14 protein-coding genes are annotated in these 15,913 nt (G+C 69.7%); 8 read left to right on the top strand and 6 right to left on the bottom strand.

Translation table 11 applies throughout. From position 1 onward, the window contains the following. The first annotated feature begins 138 nt into the window (after nucleotides 1-138). Both AB0878_RS36075 and AB0878_RS36070 read left to right on the top strand, forming a co-directional pair. Entirely contained in the window at nucleotides 139-465 is a 327-nt protein-coding gene (locus tag AB0878_RS36075) for an ANTAR domain-containing protein (RefSeq protein ID WP_366585019.1), read from the top strand. A 1,439-nt stretch (nucleotides 466-1,904) separates the two neighbouring features. After that, a complete protein-coding gene (locus AB0878_RS36070) occupies nucleotides 1,905-2,255 on the top strand; it encodes a dienelactone hydrolase family protein (protein ID WP_366585017.1) in 351 nt (116 codons plus the stop codon). A gap of 382 nt (nucleotides 2,256-2,637) precedes the next feature. Here the strand turns inward: AB0878_RS36070 and AB0878_RS36065 are convergent, their stop codons facing one another. Next, nucleotides 2,638-2,874, bottom strand: a complete 237-nt coding sequence (locus AB0878_RS36065) for a hypothetical protein (protein ID WP_366585015.1) — start codon at nucleotides 2,872-2,874, stop codon at nucleotides 2,638-2,640. Between the two features lie 338 nt (nucleotides 2,875-3,212). On the opposite strand from AB0878_RS36065, the gene AB0878_RS36060 reads away from it, so the two are divergent. Both AB0878_RS36060 and AB0878_RS36055 read left to right on the top strand, forming a co-directional pair. Continuing rightward, a complete protein-coding gene (locus AB0878_RS36060) occupies nucleotides 3,213-3,587 on the top strand; it encodes an STAS domain-containing protein (protein ID WP_366585013.1) in 375 nt (124 codons plus the stop codon). 103 nt (nucleotides 3,588-3,690) lie between these two features. Beyond that, a complete protein-coding gene (locus AB0878_RS36055) occupies nucleotides 3,691-4,131 on the top strand; it encodes an ATP-binding protein (RefSeq protein ID WP_366585011.1) in 441 nt (146 codons plus the stop codon). A gap of 899 nt (nucleotides 4,132-5,030) precedes the next feature. On the opposite strand, the gene AB0878_RS36050 is transcribed toward AB0878_RS36055, so the two are convergent. The 5 genes from AB0878_RS36050 to AB0878_RS36030 are packed head-to-tail and all read right to left on the bottom strand — an operon-like array spanning nucleotide 5,031 to nucleotide 10,387. Further along, entirely contained in the window at nucleotides 5,031-5,918 is an 888-nt protein-coding gene (locus tag AB0878_RS36050; RefSeq protein ID WP_366585009.1) for a Gfo/Idh/MocA family oxidoreductase, read from the bottom strand. Further along, entirely contained in the window at nucleotides 5,915-7,069 is a 1,155-nt protein-coding gene (locus AB0878_RS36045; RefSeq protein WP_366585106.1) for an ROK family protein, read from the bottom strand. Before AB0878_RS36045 ends, AB0878_RS36050 begins: the two co-directional genes overlap by 4 nt. Nucleotides 7,070-7,096: 27 nt before the next feature. Further along, on the bottom strand, nucleotides 7,097-7,954 hold the full coding sequence (locus AB0878_RS36040) for a carbohydrate ABC transporter permease (protein ID WP_366585104.1): 858 nt from the start codon (nucleotides 7,952-7,954) through the stop codon (nucleotides 7,097-7,099). A gap of 5 nt (nucleotides 7,955-7,959) precedes the next feature. Beyond that, nucleotides 7,960-8,964, bottom strand: a complete 1,005-nt coding sequence (locus tag AB0878_RS36035) for a sugar ABC transporter permease (RefSeq protein ID WP_366585007.1) — start codon at nucleotides 8,962-8,964, stop codon at nucleotides 7,960-7,962. A gap of 10 nt (nucleotides 8,965-8,974) precedes the next feature. Next, nucleotides 8,975-10,387 carry an extracellular solute-binding protein gene (locus tag AB0878_RS36030; RefSeq protein WP_366585005.1) on the bottom strand — a complete coding sequence of 471 codons (1,413 nt, stop codon included), beginning with the start codon at nucleotides 10,385-10,387 and terminating at the stop codon, nucleotides 8,975-8,977. Nucleotides 10,388-10,538: 151 nt separating this feature from the next. On the opposite strand from AB0878_RS36030, the gene AB0878_RS36025 reads away from it, so the two are divergent. Genes AB0878_RS36025 through AB0878_RS36010 form a run of 4 tightly spaced genes read left to right on the top strand, consistent with a single transcriptional unit; the run spans nucleotide 10,539 to nucleotide 15,578 of the window. Continuing rightward, nucleotides 10,539-11,594, top strand: coding sequence for a zinc-binding alcohol dehydrogenase (locus AB0878_RS36025; protein WP_366585003.1), 1,056 nt, complete (start codon nucleotides 10,539-10,541; stop codon nucleotides 11,592-11,594). Beyond that, nucleotides 11,594-12,391 (top strand): sugar phosphate isomerase/epimerase family protein, encoded by a 798-nt coding sequence (locus AB0878_RS36020; protein ID WP_366585001.1) that lies wholly within the window; start codon nucleotides 11,594-11,596, stop codon nucleotides 12,389-12,391. The genes AB0878_RS36025 and AB0878_RS36020 overlap by 1 nt, the downstream gene beginning before the upstream one ends. Further along, nucleotides 12,388-13,689 carry a hypothetical protein gene (locus AB0878_RS36015; RefSeq protein WP_366584999.1) on the top strand — a complete coding sequence of 434 codons (1,302 nt, stop codon included), beginning with the start codon at nucleotides 12,388-12,390 and terminating at the stop codon, nucleotides 13,687-13,689. Before AB0878_RS36020 ends, AB0878_RS36015 begins: the two co-directional genes overlap by 4 nt. Next, a complete protein-coding gene (locus AB0878_RS36010) occupies nucleotides 13,686-15,578 on the top strand; it encodes a glycogen debranching N-terminal domain-containing protein (protein WP_366584997.1) in 1,893 nt (630 codons plus the stop codon). The genes AB0878_RS36015 and AB0878_RS36010 overlap by 4 nt, the downstream gene beginning before the upstream one ends. Nucleotides 15,579-15,913: the final 335 nt, after the last annotated feature.

Below are 15,913 nucleotides of genomic sequence, written 5' to 3'. Positions count from 1 at the left end.
CGGAACGCACTTGCCGCGCCACTTTCATGCTGAATGCCCGGGCCTCCACCAGCAGGAACGTCGGTTTCACCCGATCACCCAAGGGGTACATTCGAATGTCGAGAGAGATCGGAGGCCCGCGGAGCGAGGGGAGCAACCATGTCGTTGGTGGACGCGCAGACTGAGCGGACCAGCTGGCCGGCACCGGCTCCTCAGCACGCGCCAGACGGCGTTGACGCCGCGGCGGTGATCGCGGAAGAGAACCGGCACCTTCGGGAGGCGCTGCAGTCCCGAGGGGTGATCGAGCAGGCCAAGGGCGTGCTGATGGCCCAGCGCCGCTGCGACCCGCAGGAGGCGTTCGCCGTGCTCGTGACGCTGTCGCAGAACACCAACGTCAAGCTCCGCGACGTCGCACAAGCGTTGCTGGACGAATTTCTCACCACCGTGCCCACACAATCGCACGGTGGCCCCGCGGCCCCTCCTTGACCGCGAGGCCACCTGCGGACACGTCAGTTTCCGGCCACACAATGGCCTGTCACCAGCGCACCACCCAGGGCCTACCAGCACGTCCCCACAGGAAACACGGCAAACGGCAAGATCCTCGATCCGGAAGACGCCTTTGGGCGCTACCCGCGGCACCGCACCCGCATAGGGTCGTGCGCTACAGGCTCGGGGGTTCCCAGACCCCGGGTCACCAAGCCCATCTGCCCGGGGTAGTTGTCAGCTTCCTGCGGGTGGGGCAATTCGCTGGCGCAGCGTGGCATGGTGCACGTCCTGACCGCGAGCTGTTGCCGCGCAGCACGGCGACCGCTGCGCCAAAATCGGGATCATGCCAGAGTTCCACCCGAACCTCGGAGGGGACGCACCCGCACCCGGAGTACAGGCGAGCGTCAGCCAGCGCCGCGAGGGACCGGCGCTGGTACTGAGCGCGCGCGGCGAGTTCGACGTGCACACCACGCCCGGCTGCGGCTCGCGAGACGCGAGGCCCCCGTCGGGGCCCCGCCGGTGCTGGTGACCGACTTGACCGAGTTCTTCTCCTCAGCCGCACTCGGGGTGCTTGTCGAGGCGCGCGAGACCACCGGTGAGAGCATCGAGCTGCGGCCTCTGCCTTGCCGGCGGGCCCATCTCCTAGCACGTGGCCTTCGGGGACGAGGTCCCCCGTTCGAGGTCATTGGCCAGGGTTGAGTCGGCGCGGACTCAGCCGAAAACCTGGAACAGGACCGGCCGTCTGGCCACCGTGGACAACTTACGCGGGCGACGAGGCTCGTTCGCGAGGATGGGCGACGGCGGCACACCAGCGCCCGTGACGGCCGAGATAACTATCGCGATGGGAGCCACGGGCAGCGATGCGGCAATCGAAACCGCCGACGTAGTATCGATAGGAACCGATCTGCGGCACGCGCCTTCAAGCACTGCGTCAGGCCCGGCATGCGCGGCTGATCATGCTGGAGAACCCCACCGGCTGGATGCTCCCCTCGGCTTGCCGCGGACCGTTGTCGCCGACCACATGTGCTTCGGTCGCCAAGCCCAGCCGCGGCGCAGAAGGTCTCGCGCCCGGGTTTCGTTTCCGAGCGCCACGGGAAGACCGGTGTTCGACAGCAGGAAAAGGTCATGACGGAACCGTTCACAGTAGACACCGAAACATCCGTGGTCGAAGGCGATCTGACAGTCCCCGCCGATGCCACCGGAGTGGTTGTGTTCGCGCACGGCTCGGGAAGCTCGCGGCATAGCTCACGCAACCAGGCGGTCGCCCGGACGTTGCAGGACAACCGCTTCGGGACGCTGTTGTTCGACTTGCTGAGCCAGGAGGAGGACCGCGCCGAGGCGGCCGGCGGCCGCCGCCGGTTCGACATCGGGATGCTGCGTGACCGGTTACTGCAGGCGCTGGACAAACTGGCCGGCACCCCTGCGGTCGCGCCTGCCCGGTGGGTCTGTTCGGCGCCAGCACGGGAGCGGCCGCGGCGCTGGGCGCGGCGGCCGCCCGGCCGGATCTGGTGCGGGCGGTGGTCTGCCGGGGCGGCCGACCGGACCTGGCGGGTGACGCGCTGGACGACGTGCGCTGCCCGGTGCTGCTCATCGTCGGTGAAAACGACGGCACCGTGCGCAGACTCAACAAAGCCGCAGCAGCCCGGTTGTCCGGTGACCGCGAGCTGGTGGTGGTTCCTGGAGCCGGGCACCTCTTCGAGGAAGCCGGCGCGCTGGAACAGGTTGCCGACGCGGCCGTCGGCTGGTTCGACCGGCACCTCGGAGGCGGCGGGCGCACCTTCGCCGTGTGAGAGACGAGACGTGACGCCGCGGTGGCCGGCCCTGAGCGAGCGGACTACGCCTGGGGCCGTGCCAGTGCACGCCCGGATTCGTGCGCCCGACTGCAGTTTCACGCTCTGGTGTTTGGAACAGAGCGGAGCCGCGCTGCGCGGGAGAGTGGTTGCCGCGGACGCACCTTTCCCCGAGGCGAACGACGTGATCTGCGCGGCCCGCACCGACTTGGCTGCGGTGGCTGTCGCCTCCGCGGCGACGGACTCGCGCTCGACTCTTCGCGAGGTGACCGCTGCAGGGCAGCGAGGAGAACAATCATGATCACCACTTCGCCCGTCGCGGCTGTGATCGAGCGGTCAGCTGGGTGACCGGCCCCGTGCAGGACGCGCGGAGTCACGGAAGTCAGCCCGCGGCACCGAGCCGCTGGGCGAGCAGCTTCTTGCCCTGCTCCGCACCCTTCCGGCTTTCCTCCTGCGCCCGGCGGAAGAAGGCGGCCAGCTCGCGGTCGCCCGCGCGGTCGGCGTCGGCGATGTAGGACTCCATTCGCAGCGCATTGCTCAGACACGCCTCCACGAACCAGATGATGTTGTAGTCCTTGTCCTGTGTACCTGTGACCTGATCGGTTTCGCTGCTGGCCACGATTCCTCCTCGAGATTCGCTTCCGATAGCCTCAAATTTCGGCTACCCGGATCCCGTCACTCGACACCTCGAACCGGCGGGCCCACGCGCGGCGAAGGTCCGTTGGTGGCCTCCACTGCCGTCACGCAAGTCTTGTTCGATGATCGACCGCGCGTTTCGCGACAGCCAGTGCCTTCGCCGATCAAGTCACCGTCGACGTTTAACATCCCGCGCGAGGGCTTCTGCGTGGATACCGGGATCGCTTCCAGAGGAAACGGTTGTGACAGCGGAAAACGAGAGTGAACATTCGTCTCCCCTCAGATGGTGCACCGTAGCGTTGAGTGCGAGACGATCGGGCAATGCAGGCATCCGATCGCCACCCCGCCCCAGGCGCCGGCGAGACGTGCGTCAGCCTGCATCACGAGAGTTCCGCTGTTGTGGTCACCGCACGCGGCGAATTCGACGCGCTCACCACGCCCCTGCTTGAGGGAGCAATCCGCGAGGCCCTGAAAACCACACCCGACGTTCTGGTGGTCGACCTGACCTCGGTCGACTTCTTCGCCTCGATGGCGCTCGCAGCCCTGTGCGAGGGACGCCAAGCCGCCGGCGAGCGCACCAGGCTGTGCCTGGCGGTCAAGCGCTATCTGGACCGCACCTTGCGGTTGGTCGGCCTCGACCAGGGGTTCGCCCTGTACTCGTCAGTGGCCGAGGCTCTAGCCGCAGACGACATCTGACCCGCTCGGCGCCACCCAGGGCGGGGTGTATACCTGGGCCGGGTGCGGGTATGCCGCAGGCACGGCCCCAGCAGCTCCATCACGACCGCGTGAGGTGGTGCCCATGTCTCCGACCGGCAACCGCGCCGCTGCAGCGAACTCCGAGTTGTCGATGCGCCGACCCGCCCACGCCGACGACGCGACGCTCATGCGGTACGCCCTGGCAGAATGGCTCAGCGCCCACGACCTCACGGGAGATCTCGCCCACGACGTCGAACTCGCCACTTACGAGGCGCTGATCAACACGGCAAGCCACGCCTACCCCTCCGGCATCGCCGGCGCCGTCGAGTTGCACGCCCACCACCAGGATGACCTGATCCGGATCACCGTCACCGACGACGGCCGCTGGCAACCACCCTCCACAGACCCCGGCCAGCTGTACGGACGGGGCCTCAGCATCATGCGCGCTCTCGCCGACCACACCATCCTCGCTCCCACCGACGTGGGCACCACCGTGACCATGACCTGGTACCTGACACTGCCCGAGAGTCTCGACACGAGCTGACCCCGTGCAGCCCACAGTCACCGCCGAGCCCGGCGTACCACACACCTGGCGGCTGAGCCGCGGGCCGTCCGGGCGAGACCACCACCGGCGCCGAAGACTTCTACCAGCCCACCCACTCTGCCCGCGCTAGACGGTCTCGCCGGCTATGACAACGCCGACCGCCGTACCAACACCACCTGGCCGGAACCGGCAGCCAAACCGATGGCTACGACAACTCCAGCCACCAGACCAGCCTGACGGGCAGAACAGCGCCGATACCGAGCTGCTGCAAGCCACCTACAACTACGCCCGCGCACCGAACCCGCGTGGCATCGCCGCAGTGCGGGCCCGCGGTCCCCAAAACTACGGGTCATCGGGCCCGTTCCGCCAACCCTGGCGCCGTCGAACGGGTGAGTCGCGCGTCGGTCTACCTGCCCCGGCGGTGATGACCCCGGCCTCCGGGAGGCTTTTCGGCACTGCGCCGAGGCGCAGCCGTGATCGGTCTGCGCGCAGAAATGCCTACTACCGGCCACGGCCGCGGCGTCGGCGGCGGGAGATCCGACCGCACCGAGCCATTGTCCGACGGCGTCCCACCAGCCGCCGCTTTTGTAGGCAATCCATCCCCACACGATGAACGCCGCGAGCTCGCAGCCGATGAACTCCGGCAGATCCCCGTCGAATTCACTGCGCTGTCCGAAGTGGACGACCCGTGCCAGCTCGTCCGGCGGCGCTGACGACCGAGGCAGCCGCGCATTGCACACCGGAATCACCGAACGCCTGTCGGCGTGGCGCCACGGTGCCAGCGGCCCTGGCCGCGGTCGTCGGCGTTGCGCTCTCCTTCACCACACCCGTCGACGAACATCGAGGATGCTCGCCGCAACGATAAGCCTCCTCAGTTGGTGAATCCGTGACGCCGGCGGTCAGAAGCCGACGCGCAGTGATTCGGTGGCCCGAGTGATCAGTTCCTGGAGCCGGACCCCCCGCCACACGTCCAGCTCGTGGGCGCGTCCCATCCGCACGGCGGCCGCGAACTCGGCCCGCAGGATCGGCCACGCCTGGGTGTGATCGATCGCTGAAGTGTCGTAGCCCAAAGCCCCGTTGGGGCCGAACAGCTCGACGGTCGTCCGGACGCGGTCGAGCCCGATCGCTCCGGAGAGGGAGGCCTGGCTGACCGCGCCGCTCTCGTGCTCGCAGGTCAGCTCGATCCACCGGGTCGAGTCCCCGGCCGCCCGGATCCCGCGAATGGTGCCAAGCGTGGTTTCGAGCAGGTCGAGCAGGTGCGGGCCGAGGTCGGGCAACGCACCGAACTCCAGGCGCCAGCCCGTCGCCAGGTCCCCACCCAGGAACGCGCCGTGCAGGTAACACGAGCGGGCGCCGACGGCGTCGAACGCCTTGGCCCGGTGGAGGAACTGGCGGGTTTCGGGGAGGTACCGCTTGGTGAGCACCAGCTGGCTCACCACGCCGGCGTCCTCGATGGTTTCTGCGAGTTCCCGCGCGGCCGGCAGGGTCAGCGCGACGGGCTTCTCCAGCAGCACAGCCTTCCCGGCACGGGCCGCCCGGCGAGCCAGGTCGGCCTGGATGTCGGGGCGCACGGCGAACGCGACCGCCTCGCACATCCCCAGGAGTTCGTCGAAATCGGTCGTCGCGGTGGCACCGTGTTTCCGGGCGAGTTCGGCCGCTGCTTCTGCCCGGCGCGCATACACCGCGGTGAGCGTGGTTTCGGGTCCGGCCGCGAACGTCGGGGCGTGCATGGTGTGTGCCCACGGTCCCGCTCCGACCAGTCCGACGCGGACAGGTTCGCCGATCACGACGCGCCTTCCCTGTCCAGCCGCTCGTCGACCACGGCCGGGGCATACGCGGCGTCGAGCACCATCGCCTGCGCGCCGTGCAGGCCGGCCAGGTCCCCGAGGCCCGTGCTGGTCACCTGAAGGTGCCGCGTCGCCCGGGGCAGCGCCTTCTGGTAGATGACCTCGCGGACGCCGGTGACGAAGTGCGTGTCGGCGAGGTCGCCCGCGATGACCAGCACCTCCGGGTTCACCATGCACACGACCGTGGTCAGCACCTCGCCGACGAGTCGGCCGGCCTCGCGGGCGAGCTCGACGGCCTCCGGCCGTCCGGCGGCGAGGTGCGCGGCCAGCTCGCGGCTCGACCGCGTCGGCACGCCGCGTTCGGTGAGCCGGCGCGCCAGCGCTCCCCCACTCGCCACTGCCGCGAGGCAGCCGCGGGAACCGCACATGCACACGGCGTCGTCGTGCCCGGGCAGCCGGATGTGCCCGATGTCACCGGCCCCGCCGTCGACCCCGCGCAGCAGACCGCCGTTGAAGACGAGCCCCGACCCGATGCCGGCCGAAATCTTGACCAGGACCAGGGGCGACGAGTTCGGGTAGTGCTGGGTGTGCTCCCCCAGAGCCATGATGTTCGCGTCGTTGTCCACCAGGACCGGGACGTCCCAGCGGCCGGCGAGGTGGTCGGCGATGGAGTAGCCGTCCCAGCCCGGCATGATCGGGGGCTGGCGCACGGTGCCGGTCTCGAACTCCACCGGCCCGGGTACGCCGACGCCGATCCCCCGCACATGTCCCTGCGGTCGGCCCGCCTGTTCGAGCAGCGCGCGGAACCGGACGTCGAGCGTGTCGAGAACGGGAACCGGGCCGGTCGCCACCTCCAGGTCGATCCGCTCCTGCGCAAGCCGGCGGCCGTCGAGGTCGACGACGGCGAGGCGGGCGTCCGCGGTGTCCAGGTCGGCGACCAGCACGACCCCGTCGTCGGTGAACTCAAGCAGGACCGACGGCCGGCCGCCGGTGGAGTCCTCGGTGCCGTGGGAACGCAGGTAACCGCGGTCGAACAACGGCTTCAGGCGCTGCTGCACGGTCGAGCGCGACAAGCCCGTCTGCTGTTGCAGGTCGGCGCGAGTACGTGCCTTGCCCGTGCGGACCAACCAGAGCAGGTAGCCGGAAGACATCGTCACCGGTGCGACTGTAATGATCTTCTACCCCTTTTCCGCGCCGCTGGTGAGACCTTCGGCGAGCAACCGCTCCGCCGCGAAGAACAGGATCACGATCGGGATCGTGAGCACCACCGAGCCGGCCATCAACACCGTTTTCGGCACCTCGAGGCCCCCGGCCAGCTGGGACAGGCCCAGTGACACCGTCCACTTCGAGCGGTCCTCGACCAGGAACAGCAACGCGAAGAGGAACTCGTTCCACGCGATCATGAAGACGTACAGACCAGTGGCCACGATCGACGGCGCCGCCAGCGGCAGCGTCACCCGCCACATCGTGCCCAGCCGTCCATTGCCGTCGATCGCGGCCGCTTCCTCGATGCTCTCCGGGATGGTGGTGAGGTAGTTGCGGAGCATGTAGATCGACACAGGCAGTGCCTGAGCCACGTACACCACCAAGAGCCCCACCAGAGAGTCGCGCAGGCCCGCCTTGCTGAAGATCACGAACAGCGGGATCGCCAAAAGGATAGACGGAAACAGGTAGACCGCCAAGAACAGGAAGTGCACCTGCTTCCGTCCGGCGAAGCGCAGGCGGCTGGCCGCGTACGCACCCGGCAGCGACAGCGCCAGGGTGACGACGACCGTGCCGAGCGCCACCAGCGCCGAGTTGCCGAGCAGGCTCAGCAACCCGTCGCCCCCGGAGGCCGCCGACTTGAGCACTGTGGAATAGGTGGACACGGTGAAGTCCGAGAGCTTCGGCAGGATGTCGCCCGGGTTCCGCAACAGCGAGTCCTGCGAGCGCACCGAGAGCAAGACCATGTAGTAGAAGGGGAACAACGTCACGATCGCGAGGAACACGATCGTCACCCAGCGGAGAATCCCGAACAGCCGGTTCTCGAAAGTCATCCGGTTCACGAGCGATCCTCCGGAGCGAAGAACTTGAGGTAGACGGCGAGGAACACGACCAGCACCGCCGCGAGCACCAGCGCCTGCGCGGCCGCGCCGCCGATGTCGAACTGCGCGGTGAGGAAGTCGTAGACCCGCACGCTCAGCACGTCCGTGCCCGCACCGCCGCCGGTGAGCAAGTAGACGTCGTCGAACTTGTTGAAGGTCAAGATGAACCGCAGCACCGACAGCAGGGCCAACACCGGGTAGAGCTGCGGCAGCAGGATGTGCCGGAACCGCTGCGTCGGCGTGGCGCCGTCGACGAGCGAGGCCTCCTCCAGCTCGGCCGGTACGGCCTGCAACCGGGCGATGAGGAACAGGAACGTGAAGGGGAAGTAGCGCCAGCCCTCGAACGCGATCACGACCAGCAGGGCCAGCGGTACGTGCAGGTGCCAGCCGAACAGCGAGATCGTCGAGGTCTCCTGGCTGAGGAACGCCACGGGCTTGTCCCAGCCGAAGAAACTCTTGCCCCACGCGTTCACGACCCCGAACTGGGGGCTGAGCATGATCTCCCAGACGAACGTCGCGGCCACCACCGGCGAAACGTAGGGCAGCAGCATCGCGCTGCGCAGGAACGCCCGGCCGCGGAAAGGCTTGCGCAGCGCCAGCGCCGCGACCAGGCCGAGCGCCAGCGACAGCACCGTGCCGCCGATGGTGTAGATCAATGTCGTGACCAGCGAGCTCCACATGTCCGCGGAGCCGAGCACCTTGGCGAAGTTCTGGAACGTGAAGCGGCCGAAGATGCCTTCGCGTTGCAACGTCGCCAGGCGCAGTCGCTGAAACGCCAGCACGATCGTCCACACCACGGGCAGGACCACGACCACCAGCACGATGATCAGGGTCGGGGAGAGCAGGGCCAGCCCGGCCCTGCTCTCCTGCTGCCGCAGGGTGAGCGCTCGCCGCCGCCGTGGGGGCCGGCCGGTCGGCTTCGCGGGGGCGGGCCGGTTCCGGACGGTGTGCGCCGAGGTCATCCGCGTTTCCCTACTTCAGTGATTTCTGGATGTCCTGAACCGCGGCGCTCGCCTGCTTGGCGGCTCCGGCCGGGTCCACGGTGCCGCCGGTCATGGCGCTGACGGCCTTGGGCACGGGCAGTTCGGCCAGCGAAGCGCCGGCCAGCCCGCCCTGGCCTTGCGTGATGCCCCACTGCTGGAAGCTGTCCAGGCTGCTCTGCAGCTGCTGGATCACCTCTGGTGAGTACACCTCGGACAGCGGCTTCTTGCCGTCGGTCCCGACGGGCAGGCTCGCCCACGCCTTGGTGAACTTGCCGGGTTCGGCGGCCGTGCCGGTGCGCGCAGGGATCTTGCCCTGCGGCGCGAGCCCGAGCCAGCCGCCGTACCCCTGGTCCAGCATGTAGCTGACGAACTTCTGCGCGTTGGCGGAGCGGTCTCCCTGGGTGATCACCCAGGAGCCGAGCTCACCGAAGTTCTGCGCGGCCGAGCCGTCGGGACCCTTGATGGCCGTGATGAACCCCGTGTTCTTCGCGAGGAACGAAGGATCGGCCTGACACTGCGGGCAGCTGGGCGCGGCGTCCTTCTGCAGCCCGGCCAGCTGCGGCAGTAGGTAGGACGACCACACGGTCATCGCGGCCTTGCCCGCGAAGTAGGTCGCGCGGGTCGAGTCGACGTTCTGGGCACCGGGCACGGAGTACTGGTGCACCAGGTCGTTGTAGAGCGAGAACGTGTTCACGCACGCCGGGCTGTCCAGCGTCACCTTCCCGGCCTGGTCCACCAGCTGGCAGCCGTTGCCCAGCGCGAAGTCCTCGAACGTCTGCTGCGTGAACGCGTCACCGGGGTCGGTCGCGATCGAGATGCCCGCAACGTCCGGCGAGTTGAGCTTCTGGGCCGCCTGGCGGATCTTGTCGAACGTGTCGGGCGCCGGGAGGCCTGCCTTGGCGAAGAGGTCCTTGCGGTACACGAGCATCTGTGGCCAGCCGTCGGACGGCACCGCGAGCTGCTTGCCGCCGCTGACGTCCATCTGCAACGCGCGAGCGGAGAACGTGCTGGCACCCAGGTTCTTGACCACCGACGCCGCGGCGTCGGTGTCGACGAGGTCGTTCACGGCCATCTCGTTGACACCGGTGAGCGAAAGGCCACCGACGACATCCGGCAGGTTGCCCGCGGCCGCGGCCGAAGTGACCAGCTGGCTGAACTGGTCCTCGTCCAGCCCGACGATCTTCACCTTGACGCCGCTCTGCGCGGTGAACTGATCGGCGATCCGTTGCGCCGCGGCGACCCGGTCTGACTGGTTTTCCATGCTCCAGACGGTGAGCGTGCCGTCGCCACTGTCGTCGGAGCCGGAGCCACAGGCGGCCAGCGCGCCACCGGCCATCACCACGGCCGCCAGTGCGGCGGCCGATCGGGCCGGGACTCTCGTCCACCTTCGTGCTGAAGACATCGGTGCTCCTTTGCGTCGTGCCTGGCGACGATCACAGCACCAGTTAGGCGTTAAAGCAAGACAAGTTATGTAGATTTTTTGGCATAAGTGGGGTAGCTTCTGCCCGGCAGATAGCCATAAATGATCGACAAGGCGGTCGGAGGAGGCCCTGGTGGGCACGGTGGTTCAGTTCGTAGGCCCTCGCCGGGTCGAGGTGGTCGAAACGCAGCAGGAAGAGCTGGGAACCAGGTCGGTGCGCGTGCGCACGCTGTACTCCGGAATCTCGGCCGGCACGGAGCTGACGGCCTACCGCGGCACCAACCCCTACCTCACCCGGGTCTGGGATGAGCAACGCCGGCTGTTCGTCGACGGCGACGCGAGCCAGACCTACCCGGTCGTAGGCTGGGGCTACTCCGAGGTGGGCGAGGTCCTCGAAGTCTCGGCCGACGTCGCCGGACAGCCAGGGGCGCCGGCCGTGGGCGAGGTGGTGTGGGGGATCTGGGGCCACCGCAGCGAAGCGGTCGTGCCGGCGGCGAAGCTCGCCGACCACGTCGTGCCGGCCGGGCTCGACCCGCTCGCCGCGTCGTTCGCGCGCGTCGGCGCGGTGGCGCTCAACGGGGTCCTCGGCGCCGACGTCCACCTCGGCGAGACGGTCGCCGTCTTCGGCCAGGGTGTGATCGGCCTGCTCGCCACGCGCTTGGCGACGCTCAACGGCGGGCGCGTCGTGGCGTGCGACGCCATTCCCGCGCGGCTGGCGATCGCGGAGGAGTTCGGTGCCGTGGAGACGGTGGACGTCACCGCCGCGAGCGCCGCGGAACGGATCCGGGCCGCGACCGGCGGCCACGGCGCCGATGTCGCGATCGAGCTCAGCGGCACCTACCGCGCGCTGCACGAAGCCGTCCGCACGGTCGGCGTCGGCGGGCGCGTGGTCACCGCCGGCTTCTACCAGGGCGACGGCACCGGCCTGCGGCTCGGCGAGGAGTTCCACCACAACCGCGTCGAGATCGTCGCCTCGCAGATCGGCGGCGTGCCGTGGCGGCTGGCCGGCCGGTGGGACCAGGACCGGATGAACCGCACCTTCCTGCGGCTGGCCGCCGACGGCGCGGTCGACCCCGTCCGGCTCGTCACCCACCGCGTAGGGGTCGGCGAGGTCGAGCAGGCCTACGAACTGCTCGACGAACGCCCAGCCGAAGCCCTGCAGGTCGTCCTCGACTACACGGAGAACTGATGCTGAAACTCGCCTGCCAGGAACAGCTGTTGCCCGGCGACACCCTCGAAGAGAAGTGGGAGTTCGCCACCGCGGCCGGCTACGACGCCATCGAGCTGCGAGGCAAGAAGGACTTCGCGCTGCAGCACCGCCTGCCGGAGCTGCACCGCGCGGCCCGCAACGGTGTCGTCATGCGCACCGTGTGCGTCGACATGCTGCACTTCTTCGGCGCCTTCGACCCCGACGTGCGCGCCGACGCGATCAAGCAGATGCGCTCGCAGCTCTCGGTGATCGCCGAGCTGGGCGGGATCGGGGCGATGACCCCGGCGTCCTACGGCATGTTCTCGCGCCGGCTGCCGCCGTTCGAGCCGCCGCGCACCGAGGAGCAGGACCGCGAAGTGCTGCTCGCGGGCCTCACCGAGCTCGGGGAGCACGCGCGGGCCGAAGGCGTGCTGCTCCTGCTCGAACCGCTCAACCGCTACGAGGACCACATGGTCAACCGCCTCGAGCAGGCCGCTTCGCTGATCGACGAGGTGGGCCTGGACTCCGTTCGCATCGGCGCGGACACCTACCACATGAACATCGAGGAGGACGACCCCGCGGACTCGCTCGTGCGGTTCGCCTCCTACCTCGGCCACGTGCAGGTCAGCGACTCGAACCGGCTCCAGCCCGGCGCCGGGCACCTCGACTGGCCCGCGGTGCTCGGCGCGCTCGCCGCCCTCGGCTACGAGGGCGACCTGGCGCTGGAAAGCCGGCTGCGCGGGGAACCCGCGGACGCGGTGGCCTCCGTGCCACCGTTCCTGCGACGGCTCGCATGACCGACGACCTCGCCCGGCGGGCGCGGCGGATCCTGCTCGCCAACTGGCGCCGTGGGTTCACCGTGCCCGCTCAGGGGTTGTACCCGCACCAGTGGAGCTGGGACTCGGCGTTCATCGCGCTGGGGCTGCGGCACCTGTCGGCGGTGCGCGCTCAGCGGGAGCTCGAGTCGCTCTTCGGCGCGCAGTGGCCCGACGGGCGGGTCCCGCAGATCGTCTTCAACCCGGCAGTGCCCGCGAACGCGTACTTCCCCGGCCCCGATTTCTGGGGCCCGGGCGCCCGGCTCGCGTCGACCGGGCTGGTCACCTCGGGGCTCGTGCAGCCCCCGCTCCACGCGCTCGCCGCGTGGGAGGTACATCGGGCGGACCCGGTCACCTCGCGCCGCCGCGGGTTCCTGCGCCGCCTCTACCCGAAGCTGCAGCGCTGGCACGACTACCTGTTCGACCGCCGGGACCTCGCCGGCGACGGGCTCGTGTGCGTGATCCACCCGTGGGAGTCCGGTTTGGACAACAGCCCGGCGTGGGACGAACCGCTCGGCCGGGTCGCTCCCGTCGCTCCGGCGACGTTCGTCCGGCGGGACCTGGGGCACGCGGGGGCGGGCGAGCGTCCGACCGACCTCGACTACGGCCGGTACGTGCGGCTAGCCGCCGACTACCGCGACGCCGGTTTCGTCGACACACTCGGCGGTTCGGCGTTCGCCGTCGAGGACCCGCTGACCAACGCGCTGCTCGCCGTGGGGGAGACCGCGCTTGCCGCGATGGCCGGCGAGCTCGGCACCGACCCCGCACCGCACCGCGAACGAGCGGCTTCGCTCACGAACTCGCTCGTGGCCCGGCTCTACGACCCGGCCGAAGGCACCTTCTTCGCCCGCGACGCGCACACGAAGTCGTTGCTGCGGCAGCGCACGGTCGGCGGCCTCGTGCCGCTGGTCGTGCCCGGCCTCCCGGTCGTGGAGGAACTGCTGAAAACCGCGCGCGGCGAGCACTTCCGCCTCGGTGAGCTCAGCCCGGTGCCCAGCTACGACCTCACCTCCGCCGACTTTGAGCCAGCGCGCTACTGGCGCGGCCCGGCGTGGTTCAACACCGGCTGGCTGATCTGGCACGGCCTGCGCACGCACGGGCACGACCAGCTCGCCGGCCGGCTGGGCGAGGGCATGCTGGACGCGCTCCGGCTCGCCGGGTTCCGCGAGTACGTCGACCCGCTCACCGGCGCCGGGCACGGCAGCGACGACTTCAGCTGGACGGCCGCGGTGGCGATCGACCTGCTCGAGGTGCCGGCGGCGGACGGGCGGACGGCATGACCGCGCACACGCTCGTGCGGGGCACGACGTTCCTGATCACCGGCCCCGCGGCCGTTGTCGCGGCGGGCACCGAAGGCTTGTACGTCGACGACACCCGGCACCTGTCCAGGTGGGAGCTGTCTACCGAGGCTTCGCTGCGGGTGCTGAGCGAAGAGCACGACCGGCACTCGGCGAGCGTGATCCTCACGCCGGCCACGCCGCGCAACGAGGACCCCGCGTACTCCGTGTTCCGCGACCACGCGCTGGGCACCGGCACGCTGGTCGAGGACATCCGCGTCCGCAGCCATCTCGCGGTGCCCAGCGAGGTGACCGTGTCGTTCCGGTTCGCGGCCGACTTCGCAGACCAGTTCGAGCTGCGCGGCACCAGAAAGTACGACCGGCCGGGGAAGTACTCGGCCTCGAACCGGGCGAACGGTGACGTGCTGCTCGCCTACGAACGAGCCGACTATCGCAAGTGGACGATCGTGCGCTCCTCCGCGCCGGCCGCCTGCACCGACGACCGGATCAGCTGGACCCTCACACTGCCGCCGCACGGGGAAACGTCGCTGCGGGTGGAAGTGGTCGCGGGAGAAGGGGACCGGATTCCGGATCCGGGCGCGCGGCCGGCGGTTTTCGCCGACGTGGTGCGGGAAGCGCAAGCTGACCGGCAGGAATTCCTGGGTACCGCGGGTGTCGCGGAGATCGCGTGGCCCGAGCTGCGCACCGCCGTCGCGGCCGGGCTGGCCGATCTCGCGGACCTGCGGGTGCCGGCGCCGGGCCGGCCGGACCTGCGCGTCCCCGGCGCCGGCGTGCCGTGGTTCCTGACGTTGTTCGGGCGCGACAGCCTGATCACTTCCCTCTCGACGCTGCCGTACCGGCCGGAACTGGCGGCCGCCACGTTGCGCGCGCTCGCCGCGGTCCAGGGCACCACGGTCGACCCGGAACGGGTCGAAGAACCGGGCAAGATCGTGCACGAGGTGCGCCGCGGCGAGCTGAGCCGCTTCGGGCAGACGCCGTACGGGCAGTACTACGGCACCGTCGACGCAACGCCGTTGTTCCTCGTGCTGCTCGGCCGGCACCGGGGCGTGGCGGGCGACGGCGTGGCCATCGAGCTGGAGGACGCGGCACGCGCCGCCGTCGGCTGGATGTTCGACCACGGAGGTCTCGACGAGCACGGTTACCTCGTGTACCGCACGGACGGCCCCGGCCTGGTGCACCAATGCTGGAAGGACTCCGCCCGGTCCATCTGCTTCGCCGACGGCGAGCTCGCCGAGGGACCGATCGCGGTGTGCGAGGCCCAGGGCTACGCCTACGAAGCACTCCTGTCGACCGCCGAGATCGCCCGCGAGGTCTGGCAGGACGCACCGTTCGCAGACCGCCTGCTCACCCGCGCCGCCCAGCTGCGCACCGACTTCGCCGACGACTTCTGGCTGCCGGGCGAGGACTTCGTCGCACTGGCCCTCGACGGCCGCCGCCGGAAGGTCGACGCCCTCGCGTCCAACGCCGGGCACGTGCTCTGGTCGGACATCCTGCCGACAGGGCTCGCCCAACAGGTCGGACACCGCCTCGGCGCGCCGGAGTTCTTCTCGGGCTGGGGACTCCGCACACTCGCCGCCGACCAGGTGCCGTACCACCCAGTGTCCTACCACAACGGCAGCGTCTGGCCCCACGACACCGCGATCGCCGTAGCCGGGTTGGCCCGGGCCGGACTCACGGCCGAAGCCACCCGCATCGCCGAAGGCCTGCTGGCCGCTGCGACGCACCAGCCGGGAAACCGCCTGCCCGAAGTGATGACCGGCTACGCGCGCGGCGAAACCCCGCACCCGGTCCCGTACCCACACTCGGCCTCCCCGCAGGCATGGGCCGCTGCGGCCCCGCTGCTAATCGCCACGGCACTGGGCTCGCCCTGAGTGCTGCGTTACCTCGATGCGAGACCAGCAGCAGCGCGGACAGGCGGATCAGCTGGATGAGTGCGGTGTTCTCGGGCTCGGCCGCGGCGGCGAGGCTGCCGGTGGGTCAGCTGTACGTAGACCTAGTCGCCGACTACCGCCGGCGCACGCGATCATCATCCCCGGGCAACATCTTGGAGCCCAGCTTCCACGCGGCGCTCCTCTTGTCGTCCATGATGTCTCAAACGTCGAGGTCGTCGTTCTCCTCCAACCACCTCACACTGCGGTGACCCATGAGCCAGCCGCGAACCTCGCCGGTCACTTCGTTTACAGCGCGGTCGGACCGAGGGGTGGTC

Origin of the sequence: Amycolatopsis sp. NPDC047767 (genome assembly GCF_040704195.1) — a bacterium.
Lineage (GTDB): Bacteria > Actinomycetota > Actinomycetes > Mycobacteriales > Pseudonocardiaceae > Amycolatopsis.
The sequence above is the reverse complement of the archived record's forward strand: the minus strand, read 5'-3'. Positions and strand labels throughout refer to the sequence as shown.

Coding starts and splice junctions, on each gene's coding strand:
- AB0878_RS36075 (WP_366585019.1), top strand. CDS start 139: ATGTCGTTGGTGGACGCGCAGACTGAGCGGACCAGCTGGCCGGCACCG.
- AB0878_RS36060 (WP_366585013.1), top strand. CDS start 3,213: ATGCAGGCATCCGATCGCCACCCCGCCCCAGGCGCCGGCGAGACGTGC.
- AB0878_RS36055 (WP_366585011.1), top strand. CDS start 3,691: ATGTCTCCGACCGGCAACCGCGCCGCTGCAGCGAACTCCGAGTTGTCG.
- AB0878_RS36045 (WP_366585106.1), bottom strand. CDS start 7,069: ATGTCTTCCGGCTACCTGCTCTGGTTGGTCCGCACGGGCAAGGCACGT.
- AB0878_RS36040 (WP_366585104.1), bottom strand. CDS start 7,954: ATGACTTTCGAGAACCGGCTGTTCGGGATTCTCCGCTGGGTGACGATC.
- AB0878_RS36035 (WP_366585007.1), bottom strand. CDS start 8,964: ATGACCTCGGCGCACACCGTCCGGAACCGGCCCGCCCCCGCGAAGCCG.
- AB0878_RS36030 (WP_366585005.1), bottom strand. CDS start 10,387: ATGTCTTCAGCACGAAGGTGGACGAGAGTCCCGGCCCGATCGGCCGCC.
- AB0878_RS36020 (WP_366585001.1), top strand. CDS start 11,594: ATGCTGAAACTCGCCTGCCAGGAACAGCTGTTGCCCGGCGACACCCTC.
- AB0878_RS36015 (WP_366584999.1), top strand. CDS start 12,388: ATGACCGACGACCTCGCCCGGCGGGCGCGGCGGATCCTGCTCGCCAAC.
- AB0878_RS36010 (WP_366584997.1), top strand. CDS start 13,686: ATGACCGCGCACACGCTCGTGCGGGGCACGACGTTCCTGATCACCGGC.